The following is a 16,235-nucleotide window of genomic DNA, read 5'->3' as shown; positions in this document are numbered from 1 at the left end:
TACTAACATCAAAGCATAACTTTTAAATAAACTAATGGCGAGGTTGGGTTGAGCTGTATGTGTTTTCTAATAAAGTGGAAGTAAAATAGGCGTGTGATAATTATATTTTTGTGTAAATTTATAAAATAGGGCTCTCCTTATGAGAGCCCACGGGGATTTATAAATCAATCATTTCAATATTAACAACTACATTTTTAAAACCAGCATCTTCAAACTCTTTTTTTAACTTTTCTGCACTTGAGTAATCACTAGCTGAAACACTTCGCTTACTTCTTTGGTTAGTAACCAGTGGGGTTTCATCACCAAAATAAACGCTACCAGCAAATTGGCTTTGTGCATAAAAGTGGCCTGTTAGGGTTGTTTTTTTAGGTCTTAAAACATGACTTAAATAGTATTGCATTGTTGATAAGCTTGTTTGTTGTATCATCCAAGGCCAATCCCATTTTTTATTCTCACCTGGTATATAGCGGTGTTCCCATTGATACTCAATGCTCTTTTCTTGACCTGCCCAACGGCCTATTACAAAATTAGCAGTGTCATTAGGTCTGTTTTCAGGATGGCTCAATAAAGCATTGCCTCCCCAACGCATAAAACCATTTATTGATAGATCGTAAGTAATATCAGCATCGAATGAATAAGGATACGATATTGATGATTTAAACAAATCGACCTTAGCATTAAGCTTTGTAAATGCTGGTACATTGGTTCTTGCCTGTACAACAACACGTTCAGCTTCTGAGCCGCCGTTACTTGTTCCCCATGCTTGCTCTGCTGCTATAGTAACCGATAACGAAGTGTCTGATCCGCCAGTAACTGAAGGGGATTTCCATGTATTGGATAAGGTAACTGACTCAGAAATACTGTAGTCATTTGTTTTAGACCAATTAGTAGCTGCATCGTATTCAATGGTAACGACTGACATTTGAGCTGCTGACGTGTCATTCACTGCAGGGACTGTTAACGTTTTAATTAGTTCTTTGTCGGCAGCAACAATATCACCTGTTATTTTATATGATTCGTTATCCATCACATATTCAAAGTTAGATACGGTAATAGCTGACTTTTCATCACATCGATAACCATCACAGCTGCCCCCATTATAACCTTGTATTTTCCATCCAGAGCCAGCTTTAGATACCTCCATGTCATCACCCACATAGCTTGAGCGATTTCCACCAACCCACGCAAAACCCATTGTGTGAGCAAGATATGATAGGGGTTTTATAAAATCCTCTTTTTGGTTTACTAAGTCCCATTCAATTTGGCTTTGACTGCCAGGCGCTACTTTTACGGGGCTTAATTTAGGGATCTCATTAATAGGATCGTTAGGGTAGCACCAAGAATTTACAGCAGACCCTTGTTTTATTTCACCTGCGTAGCCAGAGCCCATAATAACCCAGCCATTAGCTAATCCCGTTATTTGCCACTTACCCATTTTGTTAGTAAGTTCGTTTCTATAGGTTTGCGCTTCAGCCTTTGTAATTAGTCTATTATCAGCTGAGCAAACTCCAGCACCTAAGCTTTCATTTTTAAGTTGATCTGGATAAATTGCAGTTGTATTAGCACTTACAAAACTTGTGTGAGACAACAGCAATAGAGGTATTATTTTTTTCATTAAGTTACATCCTTTAAAATCATATTTTAATTAGGCCCTAATTAAATAATCTAATTTTGGACCGATTTTGATTCTAAAGAACTCGCTATATTTTTATAGAGTGTTAAATGAAAGTTGGTTTTTCAAAAATATTAGTTGCTTAAATATTACAAAAATTCATTAAGACTATAGTGCTATTGTAGCTACATTTTTACCCCCTTGAGAGAGTACTCTAAAAAATCGATTAGATAGCGTGTGCTTTTTGGGATTAATTTATCAGGCCATATCAGGTTTACATCTCGTTTAATAGGTTTGAATTGCGTTAATACTTCAACCAAGCTTTCGTCTTTTATATGCGGTAATAAACAATATTTTGGACCATAATAAACACCTCTTCCTTCAATGGCAGCTAAGGCACACATTTCTATATCGTTGGAAATAAAGTTGGGTTGAGGTTTAAAAATTACTTTTTCATTTTTATTTGCTTTAAAAGACCAATTTTCGAATGGCGAGCACGATATGTGGGGGAGTTTAGCTAAATCGTCAAAATTACTTGGTATGCCATATTGCTCAATTAAACTCGATGAGCAAGCTAAAACAAAGCTCATTTGGTTAATGACTTTACATATATTTTGTGAGCTATCTAATTTTCCAATTCTAATAGCTAAATCAAACTCGGTGGCTTTTAAATCAAGGCGTTCATCTGATAGCATCATATGAATCTTAATATTTGGATAAAGTAGGGTGAATTGATTTATAACGCCTGAGAAGTACACACTCTTTATAAAGTTTTGCGGTGCTATTAATTTAATTTTACTCACTTTATTTTCACTAGAGTTCTTAAAATTGCACAGCGTACTTTGTAAACCCTCTACGTGAGCTAAGCAATGGCTATAAAAGCTCTTTCCTGGCTCTGTTAATCGCAAACTTCCTTTTTCACGATAAAACAACGCTAAAGATAAGTCTTCTTCAAGTTTTTTTATTTTTCTTTGTAAAGTGGGTAAAGGAATATTTAACTTTACTGACGCTTCATTAAATGTTTTGTAATCATTTACTTTTATAAAAAGCGCGATTATATCAAGCAAGGTAAATCTCCTGTATAAATTTGAGGTATAAAATCGTATTTAGTACTTAATTATTGGTTAGATTCATAAAACTAATCATTTATTTAAAGTACCCATTAGTCCCTTTTGTGGCAACAAAAATTTTACCTTTGTATTAAATGATTTAGTTACTCGTTTTAGGATAGGAAGTACTGAAGGAAAGTATTAGTAATTTTATAATAAATAACTCATTAGAAATAATTAGTAACATTTAATCAAACAATACAATAGACACGTAATAAGCTAGGTATTACGATTAACAAACTCAATAAAAAACGCTATAAAAAGCAGAGAGTTATTATGGAAGGTAAACCAATAGATAAGAGTGTATTCGATTCTTTTTTTGGGGAATATTCATGGATGTTTAAGGCTTGTAGCATTGTTGCTTTTATAATGTGTGTATATATCAGTTTTAATACTAAAGAGTATATATGGACGCTACTTATTAATGGCGATTTAAATTCTACTATGTTGGTTATGATACTCGGTTACTTATCTGAATTTAGATATCGCTTTATTAAAGAATCAAGAAATAATTGATAGCTACTAATTTAAATCTAAGGTACTAGAGATGAATATATTTATAAAATGGTTGATTTTAGCTGCATTAATTATTGCCGCTATTGCTTGTTATTCTTATGGTAGCACTACTGGCTTATTTATTTTTATTATTGCGGGCTTTGTTTTTGAAATGGCGTTTTGGTTTAAGATGTTTCCTATAAAAAAGAAATCGTCATTGTAGAAAGCTATTTAACCGTCTTGAAAAATAAATTTTTTTAGTTAGCGAGATAAGTGAATAAATAAAAAGGCTGCATTTTTTACAGCCTTTTTGGTTTTTATAAACTTAGTGAGTAACTCTATCGCCCCAAATGTCTTCTAGGCGGTTATCACGACCACAGCGCCAGCGATAGGTATTATAACGAATAGGGTTATTTTTATAGTAATCTTGATGATAACTTTCTTTGCCCTTTATCGGGTAAAAGGTTTTCGCATCAAGAATAGGGGTTACCACTGTTTGCTTAGTAAACTCACTAATAACGGCTTGTTTAGATTTTTGAGCTAGCTTTCGCTGTTCCTCATTAGCTACAAAAATTGCGCTACGGTAGCTTGGGCCTTTATCGCAAAACTGACCTTTGGCGTCAAAAGGATCAATGTTAACCCAGTAATGGTTTAAAATATCTTGATAGCTTAATGCATCAGTGTTGTAGGTAACCAGAACGGCTTCGTAATGGCCTCGATGATTACCATTGTAAGTAGGATTTTTAATTTCACCGCCAGTAAAACCTGAGATCACATCGGTTACACCTTCGAGTTTTTCAAAGTCACTTTCCATACACCAAAAACAGCCTCCTGCTAAAATAGCTTGTTCGGTTTTAGCATGAGCAAATGAGCTAGTCAAAAGTACGGCAGAAGTGACTGCAAATACGAGTGTTTTATTCATAAAAATTATCAACCTAGTGTGTGAGTGCGTAAATGCTTGTTATAGTAGACCCGCTAACTGTAAATACTCTTTCATTGTGTAGCAGGTAACTTGTTTTAAACTCGCTTTATATAAAATGGACTCTATAAATGGAAACCAGTAATTCGCGTAATGAATTAACCACACTTTTGCAAACCAGTTTTGCTTCTTTAGGCTATAAACTGCCAAGCGCTGATGAACTCGTTTCTCATGACCACAATGCCCAATACCATGGCTATGCATTTACTTTAAACCAAAAACGCATAATTTACAGAAAGGCTAAAGTTACACCAGATAGACCTGGCGCTTTTTTAGCACTATGGAAACGCCCAGCGGATTGTAGAAATAATAAGCCAATTCCGTTAAATGATGAATTTGATTATTTACTCGTAGAGGTTACCAGCGAAGGTTTAACTTCTACGAACAACCAAGTAACAAATATTGAACGAGGCTTGTTCATGTTCCCCGTAAATGTATTACTAAAAAAAGGCATAGTGAGCTCTTTAAACTCTAAGGGTAAAACAGCTTTTAGAGTGTTTCCACCTTGGAGCGAAAGCAGAGCCTTTAAAGGGACTGGCACATTTAGTAATTCTGCTAAAGTTACTCAGCGTTGGCAATGCGATTATTTCTTAAAGCAAGATCAAAATAAATTAATTGATTTATCTAAGTTAAACAAAATTTTAGCTAACGCTGTTTAAATTTGAATTATTAAGTCACTTTACCAGCATTGTTTTATATAGAGTTATTTACTAAAGTGAGATCATACAGTCATACGAATAGTAGGTAAGGTATGAACCAGTTAACCGAAAAGTCGATTAGTTGCCCTTACTGTGGCGAATCTATAGAAGTATTAATTGATGTGGCTGATATTGATGAGCAATACATAGAAGACTGCCAAGTGTGTTGCAGGCCTATTTCGTTTGTCGTATTTGAAGATAACGATGAACTTAATGTAAATGTATACAGTGAAGATGAGGCATTTTAAAGGATTTACTCAGCCGAATGACATTACAACCACTTAATAATACGCATATCCTCGAGCTAATGAGCTGGTTTAACAGTCAACATGACATAACTCAATGGGCTGGCCCATACTTTAGATACCCATTTACAGAGAAGACTTTTATTGAGGACTTAAACCTTGGTGGCTCGGCTTCTTTTGTATTGGCTGGACAACAAAACGAATTATTCGCTTTTGGGCAATATTATCAACGAAAAAACAAATGCCATTTGGCTCGTTTAGTAGTAAACCCTATATACAGGGGGGAGGGAGTTGCAGCCACCCTGATTAAAGAATTATGTAAGCATGGGCACTTAAACTTAAATGTTACTGATAGCTCATTGTTTGTTTATGAAAATAACCTAGCAGCAGTTTTGGCTTATAAAAAGCTAGGATTTATAGTTGAGACGAATCAAGATTCAAGCCCATTACCAGATAACTGCGTTTATATGGTTAAAGTAATAGATTATGTTTAAGTTAGCTATTTTGCTGTTCACGCGCTAATTGGTTAGGCAGCAACTCCTCCACAATTTCTCTCGCTGGTAAGGTGTAACGTACGCCATCAAACATAACCGATGTGAACTCATCAATATTAGTAATGCCGGTAAGGGTCCAACCTTCACCACGTTTTGGGCAGTAAACAGTAGTAGTTGGTTGTATTACTTTAAAATTGTCGCTCATAGTTTATCTTAATTAATGCTTGTGAATACCATATGGTAAGTTAATAATGACGTTCTATAAAGTGCTATTTAAAGCGCGTTTACTTTATTTGGCATAGGCATGTTTAAAACGATAAAATTACCCCGCGTTACCTTGCGTTTAATTACCCACAAACATGGCGCAGCGCTATTAACAATTTTAAATAATCCCCTCGTTTATGAGTTTAACGATTATAAAACGCCGCTAAATAAAGAGCATGTTAAGCAATTAATTCAAGATGATATATCGAGTTATTATCAAGGGGAAGGTGTTCGGCTTGCGATTGAACATAATATGTCTGGCGACTTAATTGGTACTTGTGGTTTGTATAACATTAATAACCAAACTAAAACTGCTTATTTGGGCTTTGAGCTTGATCCTTTTTATTGGCAACAAGGCTTAATGCATGAAGTACTTAAAGGTTTTGTCAGTGAGATACATCGCTCTTTAAACATTGACCATCTATACGCAGAAATTCATGGTAAAAATGTACGCTGTTATAACTTACTCACTAAGCTTGGCTTTGTATTTAACCAGCAACTTAATAACGGTGTATGGCATAAGCAATTAACTAAAATGGATGGCGCATGAGAATTATTTTAAATATGTTGCTTACGGCTAGTGTATTTGGGCTTGCAATAACTGGGTTTAGCTATTATCAAAATGATGTTTCAGAGTTTGTTGATGTAACCCTAGATTCGAAAGTGCTTAAAGAGTCACGAAAAGTATTTATAAGGTTACCCGATAGTTTTGACAAAAATAAAGCGTATCCACTTATTATAAAAACAGATGGTAATTTTAATCTAGCTAATTGGGATAAAGCCTTAAAAGCATTAAATCATGAAAGTACATTAAATGAGGCTATTTTAGTTGCTATACCAAATCAGTTTTTTACTGATACTAGAAATCGTGATCTTGTGCCACCTTATGCAAGGAAGGACGTTAATACAAATCCTCGACCTAAACATGAAAGTTCACCTGAAATTTTTGGTAAAGCTGATTTGTTTTTAGCTTTTCTAGAGCAAGAGTTACTTACTTATTTAGAGGCCAACTACACATTAACTGAAAATCGAATTTTGACCGGATTTTCAGCTGGGGGCAGCTTTACTTTATACACGCTGCATACTAAACCAAAGTTATTCAATGGTTACTTTGTATTTAGCCCAGCCGCTTGGTATGACGATATGACAGTGACTAAGCGGTTTGATACATTTTTAAAAAAAATATAAATTGTATAAAACAACCGACATTCTTATATATCACTGTCGGTGGGGCAGAGCACTTTTTAATGTTAGGTGCATACAATAATTTAGTTACTAGTTTAGCAAAACATCCAAACAGCTGGCTTAAGTGGGGAAGTACAATTAATAGTAATGCTGAACATAATCAAAACCCTGCACTGAGTGTCGATAAAGCACTGTTAAATTATACGGCGTTCTTGAGCTCGCAAATTAACACGCCTTCTGATTAATTAATGACGGTGATCAATTAAATATAGTTTGCATTGATTTTTATTGCTTTACTGCTGGTGGAGCATCCACTCTAAAGAACACATCATACTTTGTTTGATTTAAAACAAGTCTTAGCAATAGGTGAATTTTTTAAAAATATAATCAAGGAAGGGGGAAATTGTTGGCGTGTATTGGGCGTTTTTTTTAACTTATATCTACGCGTTTTATTAAGTGAGTTGTGTAGGAACAGGAAAACCAAATTAAACAAAGCAACAATGTAATTATTTAGATGTTCTAAGTTAGACATTTTAATTGCAGCTAACATCGGGTTTTCCATCAATGGTTCAGTAATACACAGACTTAAACTCCAGCTTTTTATAATTGACGTTACAACAATGCAATTTTGTTGCTCAGTTGTCTCAGCATGGCTTCTGCATTTGGTATCTCGTCGTTTAAGCCTGTGATCAGGGTCATAAAATAGCAGTCCATCATCACACTTGCTTTTATTTCATCAAATTCTGGTTGTTCACTAAGTAGTAGTTTTTTAAATTCATCCATTTGTGCTTTAAAAAAATCCTCACGCCAAATGATGTCGCTAATTAGTAATTTGCTAAATTCACTGTTTTCACAATAAAAGGAATATAGAGGGTGAGCGTAGTGGCGTAATTTCAACCGAGGAGGGCGCTGAGTATCTGATTGCTTTGCTTGCTCGATAATAACTTCAATTTGTTGTTGCATACCTGCCATAAGCAGATCAATTTTATTTTCAAAATGACTAAACACAGTACCAACTGCCACATTAGCTGCAACAGCAATTTCTCTTGTCGATGTGTGGTCATAACCTTGTAGTAAGAAAAGCTCCCATGCTGAAGCTAAAACTTTATCCCGTGTTTTTTCTTTTTTACTCATAGTATTCAATGCTTTATAATTTTGTTGGATGTTGAGCTTAAACCAGTACTTGATTAATTGAGCGCGCTCAATTAAATTTATGAGCATGCTCAATTAATCTAAAGATGATACATGGAGTTTATCAAACGTGTTATTGGTTATGTACTTTTTATTCCACTTATTTATTTTTATTCTTTTATTCTCGGCCCAATCCTAAAAGCTGTTTTAGTCCCAGGTGGGGTTGTGTTTTTGTGGCTTATTTTAGGGCCAAAAGAGGGGACGCGTGCGTTAAAAAAAGCATTTAAGAGAAAGTAGTTAAACCTTCTGCAAGAACAATAAAAAAAGCCCTGCTATTTTGCAGGGCTTTAGTCAGTTTAACTTTGCAAATTTAAGCTTGAAAGCTCAACAGGCCATTAAAGAACGTATCTAAAACCAAAAGCAATACCGTCATCTTCCGATTGTTCCATTTGTGCTTGCTGTTGCTTATTATCACTTTCAAAATCACCAAAGTCTTTACGCGCTTCTACATAAAGTTGGGTGTTTTGATCTATTAAGTAATGCACACCAATAACAGCAAATTGACGCTTAAATACATCGTTAGGATCGGCGTTAAAGTTTGGTTGAATTACGTAGTCATCACCTGCATCAAATAAGTTGTAGGCAATAAATGGTCTAAAATCGTTTTCAAAACGATAAGACACAAATGTTTCAATACCAATAGCATCTTTAATTAAACGACCAATGTTATCTGTGTCGTGGTTTTCGTTTTTATTGATATTAGCAGCTACATATAAACCTGGCGCATCAATATTGCCCCAAATAACACCGGCACCGTAAATTAAATCGTCAACTGAACGGGTTGTTCCGTCGCCATAAGTTAATTCAAACTCGCCGCGGTTAATACCGGCAGTCAGTTTTAGCTTATCAGTTACGTTATAAGTTACTGCACCGCCAAATGTATAGTTAAATTCAACTTGTTGCGCCGCAGTATCGCCTGACTCAAAATTAGCCTGGCATTGTGATTCTGTAATATCACTTACATCACAGGTATAAAATGCGCTATTTTTTAACTGAGTTTGTACACTAAAATCAAAATCACCGTAACTATTACGGTATTGCAATGTTTTATCGCCACGTCCCGTACCATTTACAGCACCGTCGTCTTTGTTGTAGGTATATACACCTGCGGCATTGCCATCCCAAACATAGCTGTAGTTAGTTGCATATACTACGTCAAACCACGCACCCCATTGTTTACCAATAGTAATTTGGCCGTATTTGTCGTGTTTAAGTCCTGCATAACCTAAACGATTATACAAAAATTCATCTTGAATTGATTCAAAACGGTTGTTGTATACAATATCGCTACTGCCAACAGGGTTTACACCCCATTCAACTAAAGCCATTGCTTCCCAGCCGTTCTTTAGTTGACGTTTAAAATCAAAATTAATTCGTGAGGCACCATTAACCACTTCATTTTGACCTTGAGTATTAATTACTCGCGCATCTATATAGCCGCCAATAGCGACTGTATTTTTTTCATCCTTAAATACTTCAATTGCTGAAACACTCGGTGTTGTTAAAACACCTGCAATCGCGAGCGATACTAATTTTATTTTCATTGTGTGTGCCTTGCCTAAAAAAGACGTTTTTATAATTACTAAATTCGAAGTCGTGCAGACTAGCAAAGCAATAAAAGGCTCAAAAGTGAAAAATTATCAACGATAATTAATACAAAATACGCAGCTTGTTCACTTTAAGTTAATGCTGTATTTATTTTGTAGCCGTATAAACCGCTATTTAATTTTGGAATAAGACATTAGGATTAAATGCAGGAGGGGGAGAGTTGAATTTTTTTCATAGTTGCTACTGTCGGCATAGGTAGAGCTAAAACTCTAATGCTATAAAAAACGTTAATATAGCCGTATTAAATGTTAATAAAAGTAAAATGCGACCAATTAGCGATTTAGTACGTTTAAATTATTTATTTTTCTGTAACGGTGATTGTTTTTTTATTAAACATATTTTTACCGCGTTAACAGCATAATAGTGAATTTCACTTCGCTTTTTTGCGCATTTACTCGTTCATCTCTTTGGCTGTTTTAATCCTTCAATAGCTAATAAATAACTACTGTTTACTTTAGGTTGTGCTTTAAACTTTCATAGAAAAAAACGCTGATTTGGTTTAAACTGCGCGCAATTTAAATACTTCAGTCTCCCTTGGAGGGTAGCGCTATTATTAGTACAGCTAACATCACCATGCAATTTGGTGCTAAACCGTTATTTGAAAATATCTCAGCTAAATTTGGTGAATCAAACCGCTATGGTTTAATTGGTGCCAATGGTTGTGGTAAATCAACGTTTATGAAAATTCTAAGCGGTGAGCTTGAGCCATCATCGGGTAATGTAAGCACAGATCCTAATGAACGTGTTGCTAAACTAAATCAAGATCAATTTGCTTACGAAGAGTACTCAGTGATCGACACTGTAATTATGGGTCACAAAGAGCTTTGGGATATTAAACAAGAGCGTGACCGTATCTATAGCCTACCTGAGATGAGTGAAGAGGACGGCATGAAAGTAGCCGATCTTGAAACTGAGTTTGCTGAAATGGATGGCTATTCTGCTGAGTCAAAAGCGGGTGAGCTATTATTAGGTGTTGGTATAGCGACAGAGCAACATTACGGTCCTATGTCTGAAATCGCACCAGGTTTTAAACTTCGAGTGTTATTAGCCCAAGTGTTGTTTTCAGACCCTGATATCATGTTACTTGATGAGCCTACCAATAACTTGGACATTTACACAATTAAGTGGTTAGAAGATGTTCTAAATCAACGTGACTGTACTATGATCATCATCTCGCATGACCGTCACTTTTTAAATTCGGTATGTACACACATGGCCGATATTGACTACGGTGAATTACGTATTTACCCGGGTAACTACGATGAATATATGTTTGCAGCAACCCAAGCTCGCGAGCGTTTATTAAGTGAAAACGCCAAAAAGAAAAGCCAAATAGCAGAACTACAACAGTTTGTATCGCGCTTCTCTGCTAATGCTTCAAAAGCAAAGCAAGCAACTTCACGTGCAAAACGTATTGATAAAATTCAATTAGACGAAGTGAAAGCCTCGTCACGTCAGTCGCCATTTATCCGTTTTGAACAAGAAAAACAGTTATTCCGTAACGCGCTTGAAATGACCAGCTTATCGCAAGGCTTCGAAGAAACTTTATTCTCAGGTTTAGAAGGCTTAGTTGAGGTAGGTGAACGTATTGCCATTATTGGTGAAAATGGTGTGGGTAAAACAACATTATTAAACACCTTAGCAGGACGCTTAGCACCTAAAAGCGGTGAGTTCAAATGGTCTGAAAATGCTAACATTGGCTATTATGCACAAGATCATGCCGATGAGTTTGAAAAAGACATGAACTTATTTGAGTGGATGGAGCAGTGGCAGCAAGAGGGTGATGACGAGCAAGTTGTTCGTAGTTTCTTGGGTCGTATGTTGTTTTCACAAAACGATATTAAAAAATCTGTAAAAGTTATCTCAGGTGGTGAGCAAGGTCGTATGCTGTTTGGTAAAATCATGATGCATAAACCAAATATCTTATTAATGGATGAACCGACGAACCATATGGATATGGAATCAATTGAAGCGCTTAACTTAGCACTTGAAGCGTATGAAGGTACTCTGATGTTTGTGTCACACGACCGTCAGTTTGTATCATCAGTTGCTACCCGTATTTGGGAAATTAAAGACGGTAAAATTATCGACTTTAGAGGAAACTACAGCGAATACTTGGCGAGTAAAGAAGCATAACAGCAAGTATTTTCAGCATTAAAAAAAAGCCATGTTTAACATGGCTTTTTTATTGCCTGCTGGTCGCATTACTGCGGCATTTAAGTATATAATACCCGCCATAAAACCGGACATAAGTCCGCTATTTTTAAAATACATTACTGAGGAGTATTTATGACTGTTGGCATTATTATGGGTTCTAAATCAGATTGGCCAACCATGGAACACGCTGCGCTGATGCTAGAAAAATTTGGCATTGCTTATGAAACTAAAGTGGTTTCTGCTCACCGCACTCCTCAATTACTTGCTGATTACGCAAGTTCTGCAAGCGAACGAGGCATTAAAGTAATTATTGCAGGCGCAGGTGGGGCAGCCCACTTACCGGGTATGGCTGCAGCGTTTACATCATTGCCTGTTTTAGGCGTTCCAGTTAAGTCAAAAGCGTTAAATGGTGTTGATTCATTATTGTCTATTTGCCAGATGCCTAAGGGCGTTGCTGTTGGCACATTGGCTATTGGTGAGCCTGGTGCATCTAATGCCGGTTTATTGGCTGCACAAATATTAGGCTGTCAAAACCCTGAAATTTTCGCCAAAATTGAAGCGTTTCGTAAAGAGCAAACCGACACTATTCTAGCTAACCCAAATCCTGCAGAGTAATAATGACTATATTAATTTTAGGTGCTGGGCAGCTTGCGCGAATGATGAGCCTTGCTGGCGCACCGCTTAATTTAAATGTGGTTGCTTATGATGTTGGCAGCCAACAAATTGTGCACCCGCTAACCAACCAAGTGTATGCAACCACACTTGAGCAAGCTATCGATGATGCAGATGCGATTACCGCTGAATTTGAACATATCCCCGATGATGTATTAACGCTTTGCTGTAATAGCAATAAGTTTTATCCAGGTAAACAAGCAATAAAAACCGGTGGTGATCGTTCGCTTGAAAAAGCTTTGTTAGATAAAACCGAAGTAGCTTGTGCGCCATACCAACTTATTACTGAAAAAGCGCACCTTGAACAAGCAGTTAAAACATTAGGCAAACCGTTAGTAATAAAAACATGCCAAGCTGGGTATGACGGCAAAGGCCAGTGGCGTTTAAAATCAGATGATGAGATAAACACTATTTGGGCTGAAATGGCCGACTTTATTGCCTCAGGTACAGAGCAAGCACCGCACACAATTATTGCTGAGAAAATGATCCCGTTTGATCGTGAAGTCTCTATTATTGGCGTGCGCGACAAAGAGGGTAACGTTGCAGTTTATCCACTTACAGAAAATCAACATACAAACGGTGTGTTAACCCTTTCACTAGCCGGTAAAGATAATAGCTTAGTAGAGAGCCAAGCAACCTCAGCATTTACGCGTATTGCAAATGAGCTTAATTATGTAGGTGTATTGGCCATAGAGTTTTTTGATGTACAGGGTACGTTATTAGTTAACGAAATTGCTCCTCGAGTGCATAACTCAGGACACTGGACACAGCAAGGTGCTCACTGCTCGCAATTTGAAAACCATATGCGTGCTGTTGCAGGGTTACCTTTGGGTAATACGCAAATTAAGCAACCTACTGCTATGATCAATGTATTAGGCCAAGCACATATTCCTGCTGATGTTTTAAAAACGGCGGATGTAACCAGTCACTGGTATGGTAAAGGCGTTAAGCCCGGTCGTAAAATGGGGCATATTAATGTTTCGGGTGAGAGTTTACAGCAATTAGGTAACCGCCTAGCTGAACTTACATCATGCTTGCCAGAGCAGGATTACCCAGGCGTATTAGCTACTAGCAAATCGCTATTATAAGTTAAAAAATCAAGCGGTAAGTTGAATTCAATTTATCGCTTTACCTTCTAAAGGTTTCTTTTCAATGATCCACCCAAAGTTTCGTACTATTGTGTTCGCTTTTTTTATGGCACTTTTCATGTCAGGCTTTATGTCGTTTGTTATTTCAATTTTTAATGTAGGAATGGTCGAAAATATTGTAGCTATATGGCTTAAAGCCTGGTTATTTGCCTTTTGCATTGCTTTTCCTACAGTTATATTTGTTGCTCCCATTGTACATAAACTGACAAATAAACTTATTCGGCCTTAAAGTAGTGATTATCACTAAATTGCATAAGCCAATATTTATACTCTTACTCGCTTTGTGTATGACTCCTTTTTTAGGTGCTGGAAGTGCATTGGTTTTAGGCGCTATATTTGCTATTTCCTTAGGCAACCCGTTTGCTGAGCTTTCTCAAAAGGCCAGTAAAGTAATGCTCAAGCTTGCAGTTGTAGGCTTAGGCTTTGCTGTTGATTTTAATGAAGTAATTGAAGTAGGGCGCAGCTCATTAGTATTAACAATTGTTAGTATTACTGCCATAATCGGGCTTGGAGAAATTTTAACCCAGGTTTTTAAGCTTAATCGTAATACGGGCGTGTTAATTTCATTTGGTACCGCTATTTGTGGTGGCAGTGCCATAGCCGCTATGGCACCGGTTATAAAAGCTAGAGATCACGAAGTCGCTGTTGCCTTAGGGATTGTATTTTTACTCAATGGCATGGGATTATTGTTTTTTCCCGCAATTGGGCACTATTTTGAGTTAACCCAACAGCAATTTGGTTTGTGGGCCGCATTAGCAATTCACGATACTAGCAGCGTAGTGGGGGCATCGGCTACTTATGGTGCTGTGGCACTGAGTATTGCCACTACGGTAAAATTGACCCGTGCGATGTGGATCATTCCTTATACAGCGGTTGCGGGAGTGTTTATGCACTCTGATGAAAAGGCGAGTATTCCTTTATTTATTGTGGGCTTTTTATTAGCCGCATTAATAAATACTTATATGCCGTCGTTTTCATCGACATGGGAACTTATTAATAGTGCAGCTAAGCAATTATTAGTGGTTACACTGTTTTTAATTGGCAGTGGTTTGTCACTATCGGTTCTTAAGCAAGCAGGTATAAAGCCATTTTTGATGGCAATTACTTTGTGGGTTATAGTCAGCAGCACTATTTTATTATTAATTATAGATGGATTCATATAATGAAACGTAATCTGAGTATTACAGCAATCAGCAGTGTGTTATTTGCTGTTTTTTCTAGCAGCCCTGTATTGGCTGAATCGCTACGCGTAGCAACCTTCAATGTTAGTATGGATGCCACTAATTACACCGCAAAAAATCAACAAGTAAAAAGTGATGCACTGGTAAATGCACTGCGTTCAAACCACCAGCAAATTAAAAATATTGCTGAAATAATCCAGCGCGTCCGCCCAGATGTAGTACTACTCAATGAGTTTGACTACATTCCAAAAGAGCAAGGCATCGAGTATTTTAAAAGTCATTATTTAAATGAAGGGCAAAATAGCCAAGCGGCAATTGATTACCCATACGTTTACATTGCCCCCGTTAATACCGGCTTAGCAACTGAGTTTGACTTGGACAATAACGGCAAAAAAACCGGTGTAATGGGTGATGCACAGGGCTTTGGTTTTTTTGAAGGCCATTACGCAATGGCGTTTTTATCTCGCTACCCGATTGATTTTGACAACATCAGAACCCTGCAAACCTTTAAGCACAAAGATTTACCTAATGTACAAATGCCGGTTGACCCACAAACCAATACCAATTGGTATAACGATGCAGAGTGGAATACTTTACGTTTAAGCTCTAAATCTTTTTGGGATATACCCGTAAAAGTAAACGATAAAGTAGTCCATATGTTAGCGTCGCATCCAACACCGCCTGTGTTTGATGGCGATGAAGACAGAAATGGCATTCGTAACCATGATGAAATTAGGCTTATTGCCGATTACGTTAATAACGAAAGTTACCTTTATGATGATAATGGTAAAAAGGGTGGGCTTGCAGAAAAATCGCGATTTGTGATTTTAGGTGACTTAAATGCCGCACCTGAAGGTGATAAAAAGCGTACTAATACTACTGACCAAATACTTAAAAGCCCATTGATTAACGCCGGTTTTATTCCAACCAGTGAGGGCGCAAAAGAGCAATACCCGCAAGCTTATGCTAAAAACTATACCGCTAATTGGCAAGCACGCGTTGATTACGTACTCCCTTCAAATTATGGGTTAACCATTAAAGGTGGTGGTGTTTTTTGGCCGAAAAAACAAAGCGAATTATATCGTTTAATTAAAGATAGAAATGCATCAAGCGACCACCGATTAGTCTGGCTTGATTTAACGGTTGAATAAACGGGTTACTCACCCCGATATCAGCGTTGTTTATCTTAAATAATTG

The 16,235-nt window shown here is 36.8% G+C and carries 19 protein-coding genes and 1 pseudogene; 14 read left to right on the top strand and 6 right to left on the bottom strand.

Translation table 11 applies throughout. From position 1 onward, the window contains the following. Positions 1–157 precede the first annotated feature (157 nt). Positions 158–1,615: an aerolysin family beta-barrel pore-forming toxin gene (locus CWB75_RS01150; protein ID WP_138569666.1), complete on the bottom strand. Its 1,458-nt coding sequence runs from the start codon at positions 1,613–1,615 to the stop codon at positions 158–160. Positions 1,616–1,797: 182 nt separating this feature from the next. After that, positions 1,798–2,679, bottom strand: a complete 882-nt coding sequence (locus tag CWB75_RS01145; RefSeq protein ID WP_010390037.1) for a LysR family transcriptional regulator — start codon at positions 2,677–2,679, stop codon at positions 1,798–1,800. A 318-nt stretch (positions 2,680–2,997) separates the two neighbouring features. On the opposite strand from CWB75_RS01145, the gene CWB75_RS01140 reads away from it, so the two are divergent. Then, positions 2,998–3,237 (top strand): hypothetical protein, encoded by a 240-nt coding sequence (locus tag CWB75_RS01140; protein WP_010390035.1) that lies wholly within the window; start codon positions 2,998–3,000, stop codon positions 3,235–3,237. Positions 3,238–3,268: 31 nt separating this feature from the next. Next, entirely contained in the window at positions 3,269–3,439 is a 171-nt protein-coding gene (locus CWB75_RS19050) for a hypothetical protein (protein WP_010390033.1), read from the top strand. 102 nt (positions 3,440–3,541) lie between these two features. Here the strand turns inward: CWB75_RS19050 and msrA are convergent, their stop codons facing one another. Then, positions 3,542–4,138 (bottom strand): peptide-methionine (S)-S-oxide reductase MsrA, encoded by a 597-nt coding sequence (msrA, locus tag CWB75_RS01135; protein ID WP_138569665.1) that lies wholly within the window; start codon positions 4,136–4,138, stop codon positions 3,542–3,544. Between the two features lie 128 nt (positions 4,139–4,266). Between msrA and CWB75_RS01130 the strand changes: the two genes are divergently transcribed. The 3 genes from CWB75_RS01130 (at position 4,267) to CWB75_RS01120 (ending at position 5,632) form a co-directional block, all read left to right on the top strand. Then, complete coding sequence (locus CWB75_RS01130; protein ID WP_138569664.1) at positions 4,267–4,854, top strand: MepB family protein; 588 nt, start codon at positions 4,267–4,269, stop codon at positions 4,852–4,854. Between the two features lie 92 nt (positions 4,855–4,946). Next, entirely contained in the window at positions 4,947–5,141 is a 195-nt protein-coding gene (locus tag CWB75_RS01125) for a CPXCG motif-containing cysteine-rich protein (protein ID WP_054200950.1), read from the top strand. A gap of 17 nt (positions 5,142–5,158) precedes the next feature. Continuing rightward, positions 5,159–5,632, top strand: a complete 474-nt coding sequence (locus CWB75_RS01120) for a GNAT family N-acetyltransferase (protein WP_138569663.1) — start codon at positions 5,159–5,161, stop codon at positions 5,630–5,632. 1 nt (position 5,633) lies between these two features. Here the strand turns inward: CWB75_RS01120 and CWB75_RS01115 are convergent, their stop codons facing one another. Then, positions 5,634–5,837 carry a hypothetical protein gene (locus tag CWB75_RS01115; RefSeq protein ID WP_138569662.1) on the bottom strand — a complete coding sequence of 68 codons (204 nt, stop codon included), beginning with the start codon at positions 5,835–5,837 and terminating at the stop codon, positions 5,634–5,636. 99 nt (positions 5,838–5,936) lie between these two features. Here CWB75_RS01115 and CWB75_RS01110 point away from each other — a divergent pair, with 99 nt between their 5' ends. Together CWB75_RS01110 and CWB75_RS01105 are read left to right on the top strand one after the other, a co-directional pair. After that, the gene (locus CWB75_RS01110) at positions 5,937–6,446 is read left to right on the top strand and encodes a GNAT family N-acetyltransferase (protein WP_138569661.1); all 510 of its coding nucleotides are present in this window, start codon (positions 5,937–5,939) and stop codon (positions 6,444–6,446) included. Beyond that, positions 6,443–7,326 (top strand): annotated as a pseudogene (locus CWB75_RS01105) (alpha/beta hydrolase). Before CWB75_RS01110 ends, CWB75_RS01105 begins: the two are co-directional and overlap by 4 nt. A gap of 367 nt (positions 7,327–7,693) precedes the next feature. Here the strand turns inward: CWB75_RS01105 and CWB75_RS01100 are convergent. Next, positions 7,694–8,215: a TetR/AcrR family transcriptional regulator gene (locus tag CWB75_RS01100; protein WP_138569660.1), complete on the bottom strand. Its 522-nt coding sequence runs from the start codon at positions 8,213–8,215 to the stop codon at positions 7,694–7,696. Positions 8,216–8,326: 111 nt separating this feature from the next. On the opposite strand from CWB75_RS01100, the gene CWB75_RS01095 reads away from it, so the two are divergent. Beyond that, on the top strand, positions 8,327–8,509 hold the full coding sequence (locus CWB75_RS01095) for a hypothetical protein (RefSeq protein WP_010390016.1): 183 nt from the start codon (positions 8,327–8,329) through the stop codon (positions 8,507–8,509). A 98-nt stretch (positions 8,510–8,607) separates the two neighbouring features. Here the strand turns inward: CWB75_RS01095 and CWB75_RS01090 are convergent, their stop codons facing one another. After that, a complete protein-coding gene (locus CWB75_RS01090) occupies positions 8,608–9,816 on the bottom strand; it encodes a porin (protein ID WP_138569659.1) in 1,209 nt (402 codons plus the stop codon). 613 nt (positions 9,817–10,429) lie between these two features. Between CWB75_RS01090 and CWB75_RS01085 the strand changes: the two genes are divergently transcribed. From CWB75_RS01085 to CWB75_RS01060, 6 genes are all read left to right on the top strand, one after another. Beyond that, positions 10,430–12,016: an ABC-F family ATPase gene (locus CWB75_RS01085; protein ID WP_076919581.1), complete on the top strand. Its 1,587-nt coding sequence runs from the start codon at positions 10,430–10,432 to the stop codon at positions 12,014–12,016. 153 nt (positions 12,017–12,169) lie between these two features. Beyond that, a complete protein-coding gene (purE, locus tag CWB75_RS01080; protein ID WP_138569658.1) occupies positions 12,170–12,652 on the top strand; it encodes a 5-(carboxyamino)imidazole ribonucleotide mutase in 483 nt (160 codons plus the stop codon). Between the two features lie 2 nt (positions 12,653–12,654). Further along, positions 12,655–13,797 (top strand): 5-(carboxyamino)imidazole ribonucleotide synthase, encoded by a 1,143-nt coding sequence (locus CWB75_RS01075; protein ID WP_138569657.1) that lies wholly within the window; start codon positions 12,655–12,657, stop codon positions 13,795–13,797. A gap of 64 nt (positions 13,798–13,861) precedes the next feature. After that, entirely contained in the window at positions 13,862–14,086 is a 225-nt protein-coding gene (locus CWB75_RS01070; RefSeq protein WP_138569656.1) for a DUF2798 domain-containing protein, read from the top strand. A 4-nt stretch (positions 14,087–14,090) separates the two neighbouring features. Further along, the gene (locus CWB75_RS01065) at positions 14,091–15,020 is read left to right on the top strand and encodes a YeiH family protein (protein WP_138569655.1); all 930 of its coding nucleotides are present in this window, start codon (positions 14,091–14,093) and stop codon (positions 15,018–15,020) included. After that, on the top strand, positions 15,020–16,189 hold the full coding sequence (locus CWB75_RS01060) for an endonuclease/exonuclease/phosphatase family protein (RefSeq protein WP_138569654.1): 1,170 nt from the start codon (positions 15,020–15,022) through the stop codon (positions 16,187–16,189). The genes CWB75_RS01065 and CWB75_RS01060 overlap by 1 nt, the downstream gene beginning before the upstream one ends. The last annotated feature ends 46 nt before the right edge of the window (positions 16,190–16,235 follow it).

It is taken from the genome of Pseudoalteromonas sp. S1608, assembly GCF_005887265.1.
Lineage (GTDB): Bacteria > Pseudomonadota > Gammaproteobacteria > Enterobacterales > Alteromonadaceae > Pseudoalteromonas > Pseudoalteromonas undina.
This window is presented reverse-complemented; position numbering and strand designations above follow the sequence as displayed.

What these genes read in the sequence shown, in the direction of transcription:
- CWB75_RS01140 (WP_010390035.1), top strand. Translation starts at nt 2,998, where the DNA reads ATGGAAGGTAAACCAATAGATAAGAGTGTATTCGATTCTTTTTTTGGG.
- msrA (WP_138569665.1), bottom strand. Translation starts at nt 4,138, where the DNA reads ATGAATAAAACACTCGTATTTGCAGTCACTTCTGCCGTACTTTTGACT.
- CWB75_RS19050 (WP_010390033.1), top strand. Translation starts at nt 3,269, where the DNA reads ATGAATATATTTATAAAATGGTTGATTTTAGCTGCATTAATTATTGCC.
- CWB75_RS01150 (WP_138569666.1), bottom strand. Translation starts at nt 1,615, where the DNA reads ATGAAAAAAATAATACCTCTATTGCTGTTGTCTCACACAAGTTTTGTA.
- CWB75_RS01095 (WP_010390016.1), top strand. Translation starts at nt 8,327, where the DNA reads ATGGAGTTTATCAAACGTGTTATTGGTTATGTACTTTTTATTCCACTT.
- CWB75_RS01115 (WP_138569662.1), bottom strand. Translation starts at nt 5,837, where the DNA reads ATGAGCGACAATTTTAAAGTAATACAACCAACTACTACTGTTTACTGC.
- CWB75_RS01110 (WP_138569661.1), top strand. Translation starts at nt 5,937, where the DNA reads ATGTTTAAAACGATAAAATTACCCCGCGTTACCTTGCGTTTAATTACC.
- CWB75_RS01070 (WP_138569656.1), top strand. Translation starts at nt 13,862, where the DNA reads ATGATCCACCCAAAGTTTCGTACTATTGTGTTCGCTTTTTTTATGGCA.
- CWB75_RS01130 (WP_138569664.1), top strand. Translation starts at nt 4,267, where the DNA reads ATGGAAACCAGTAATTCGCGTAATGAATTAACCACACTTTTGCAAACC.
- CWB75_RS01100 (WP_138569660.1), bottom strand. Translation starts at nt 8,215, where the DNA reads ATGAGTAAAAAAGAAAAAACACGGGATAAAGTTTTAGCTTCAGCATGG.
- CWB75_RS01120 (WP_138569663.1), top strand. Translation starts at nt 5,159, where the DNA reads ATGACATTACAACCACTTAATAATACGCATATCCTCGAGCTAATGAGC.
- CWB75_RS01125 (WP_054200950.1), top strand. Translation starts at nt 4,947, where the DNA reads ATGAACCAGTTAACCGAAAAGTCGATTAGTTGCCCTTACTGTGGCGAA.
- CWB75_RS01075 (WP_138569657.1), top strand. Translation starts at nt 12,655, where the DNA reads ATGACTATATTAATTTTAGGTGCTGGGCAGCTTGCGCGAATGATGAGC.
- purE (WP_138569658.1), top strand. Translation starts at nt 12,170, where the DNA reads ATGACTGTTGGCATTATTATGGGTTCTAAATCAGATTGGCCAACCATG.
- CWB75_RS01060 (WP_138569654.1), top strand. Translation starts at nt 15,020, where the DNA reads ATGAAACGTAATCTGAGTATTACAGCAATCAGCAGTGTGTTATTTGCT.
- CWB75_RS01090 (WP_138569659.1), bottom strand. Translation starts at nt 9,816, where the DNA reads ATGAAAATAAAATTAGTATCGCTCGCGATTGCAGGTGTTTTAACAACA.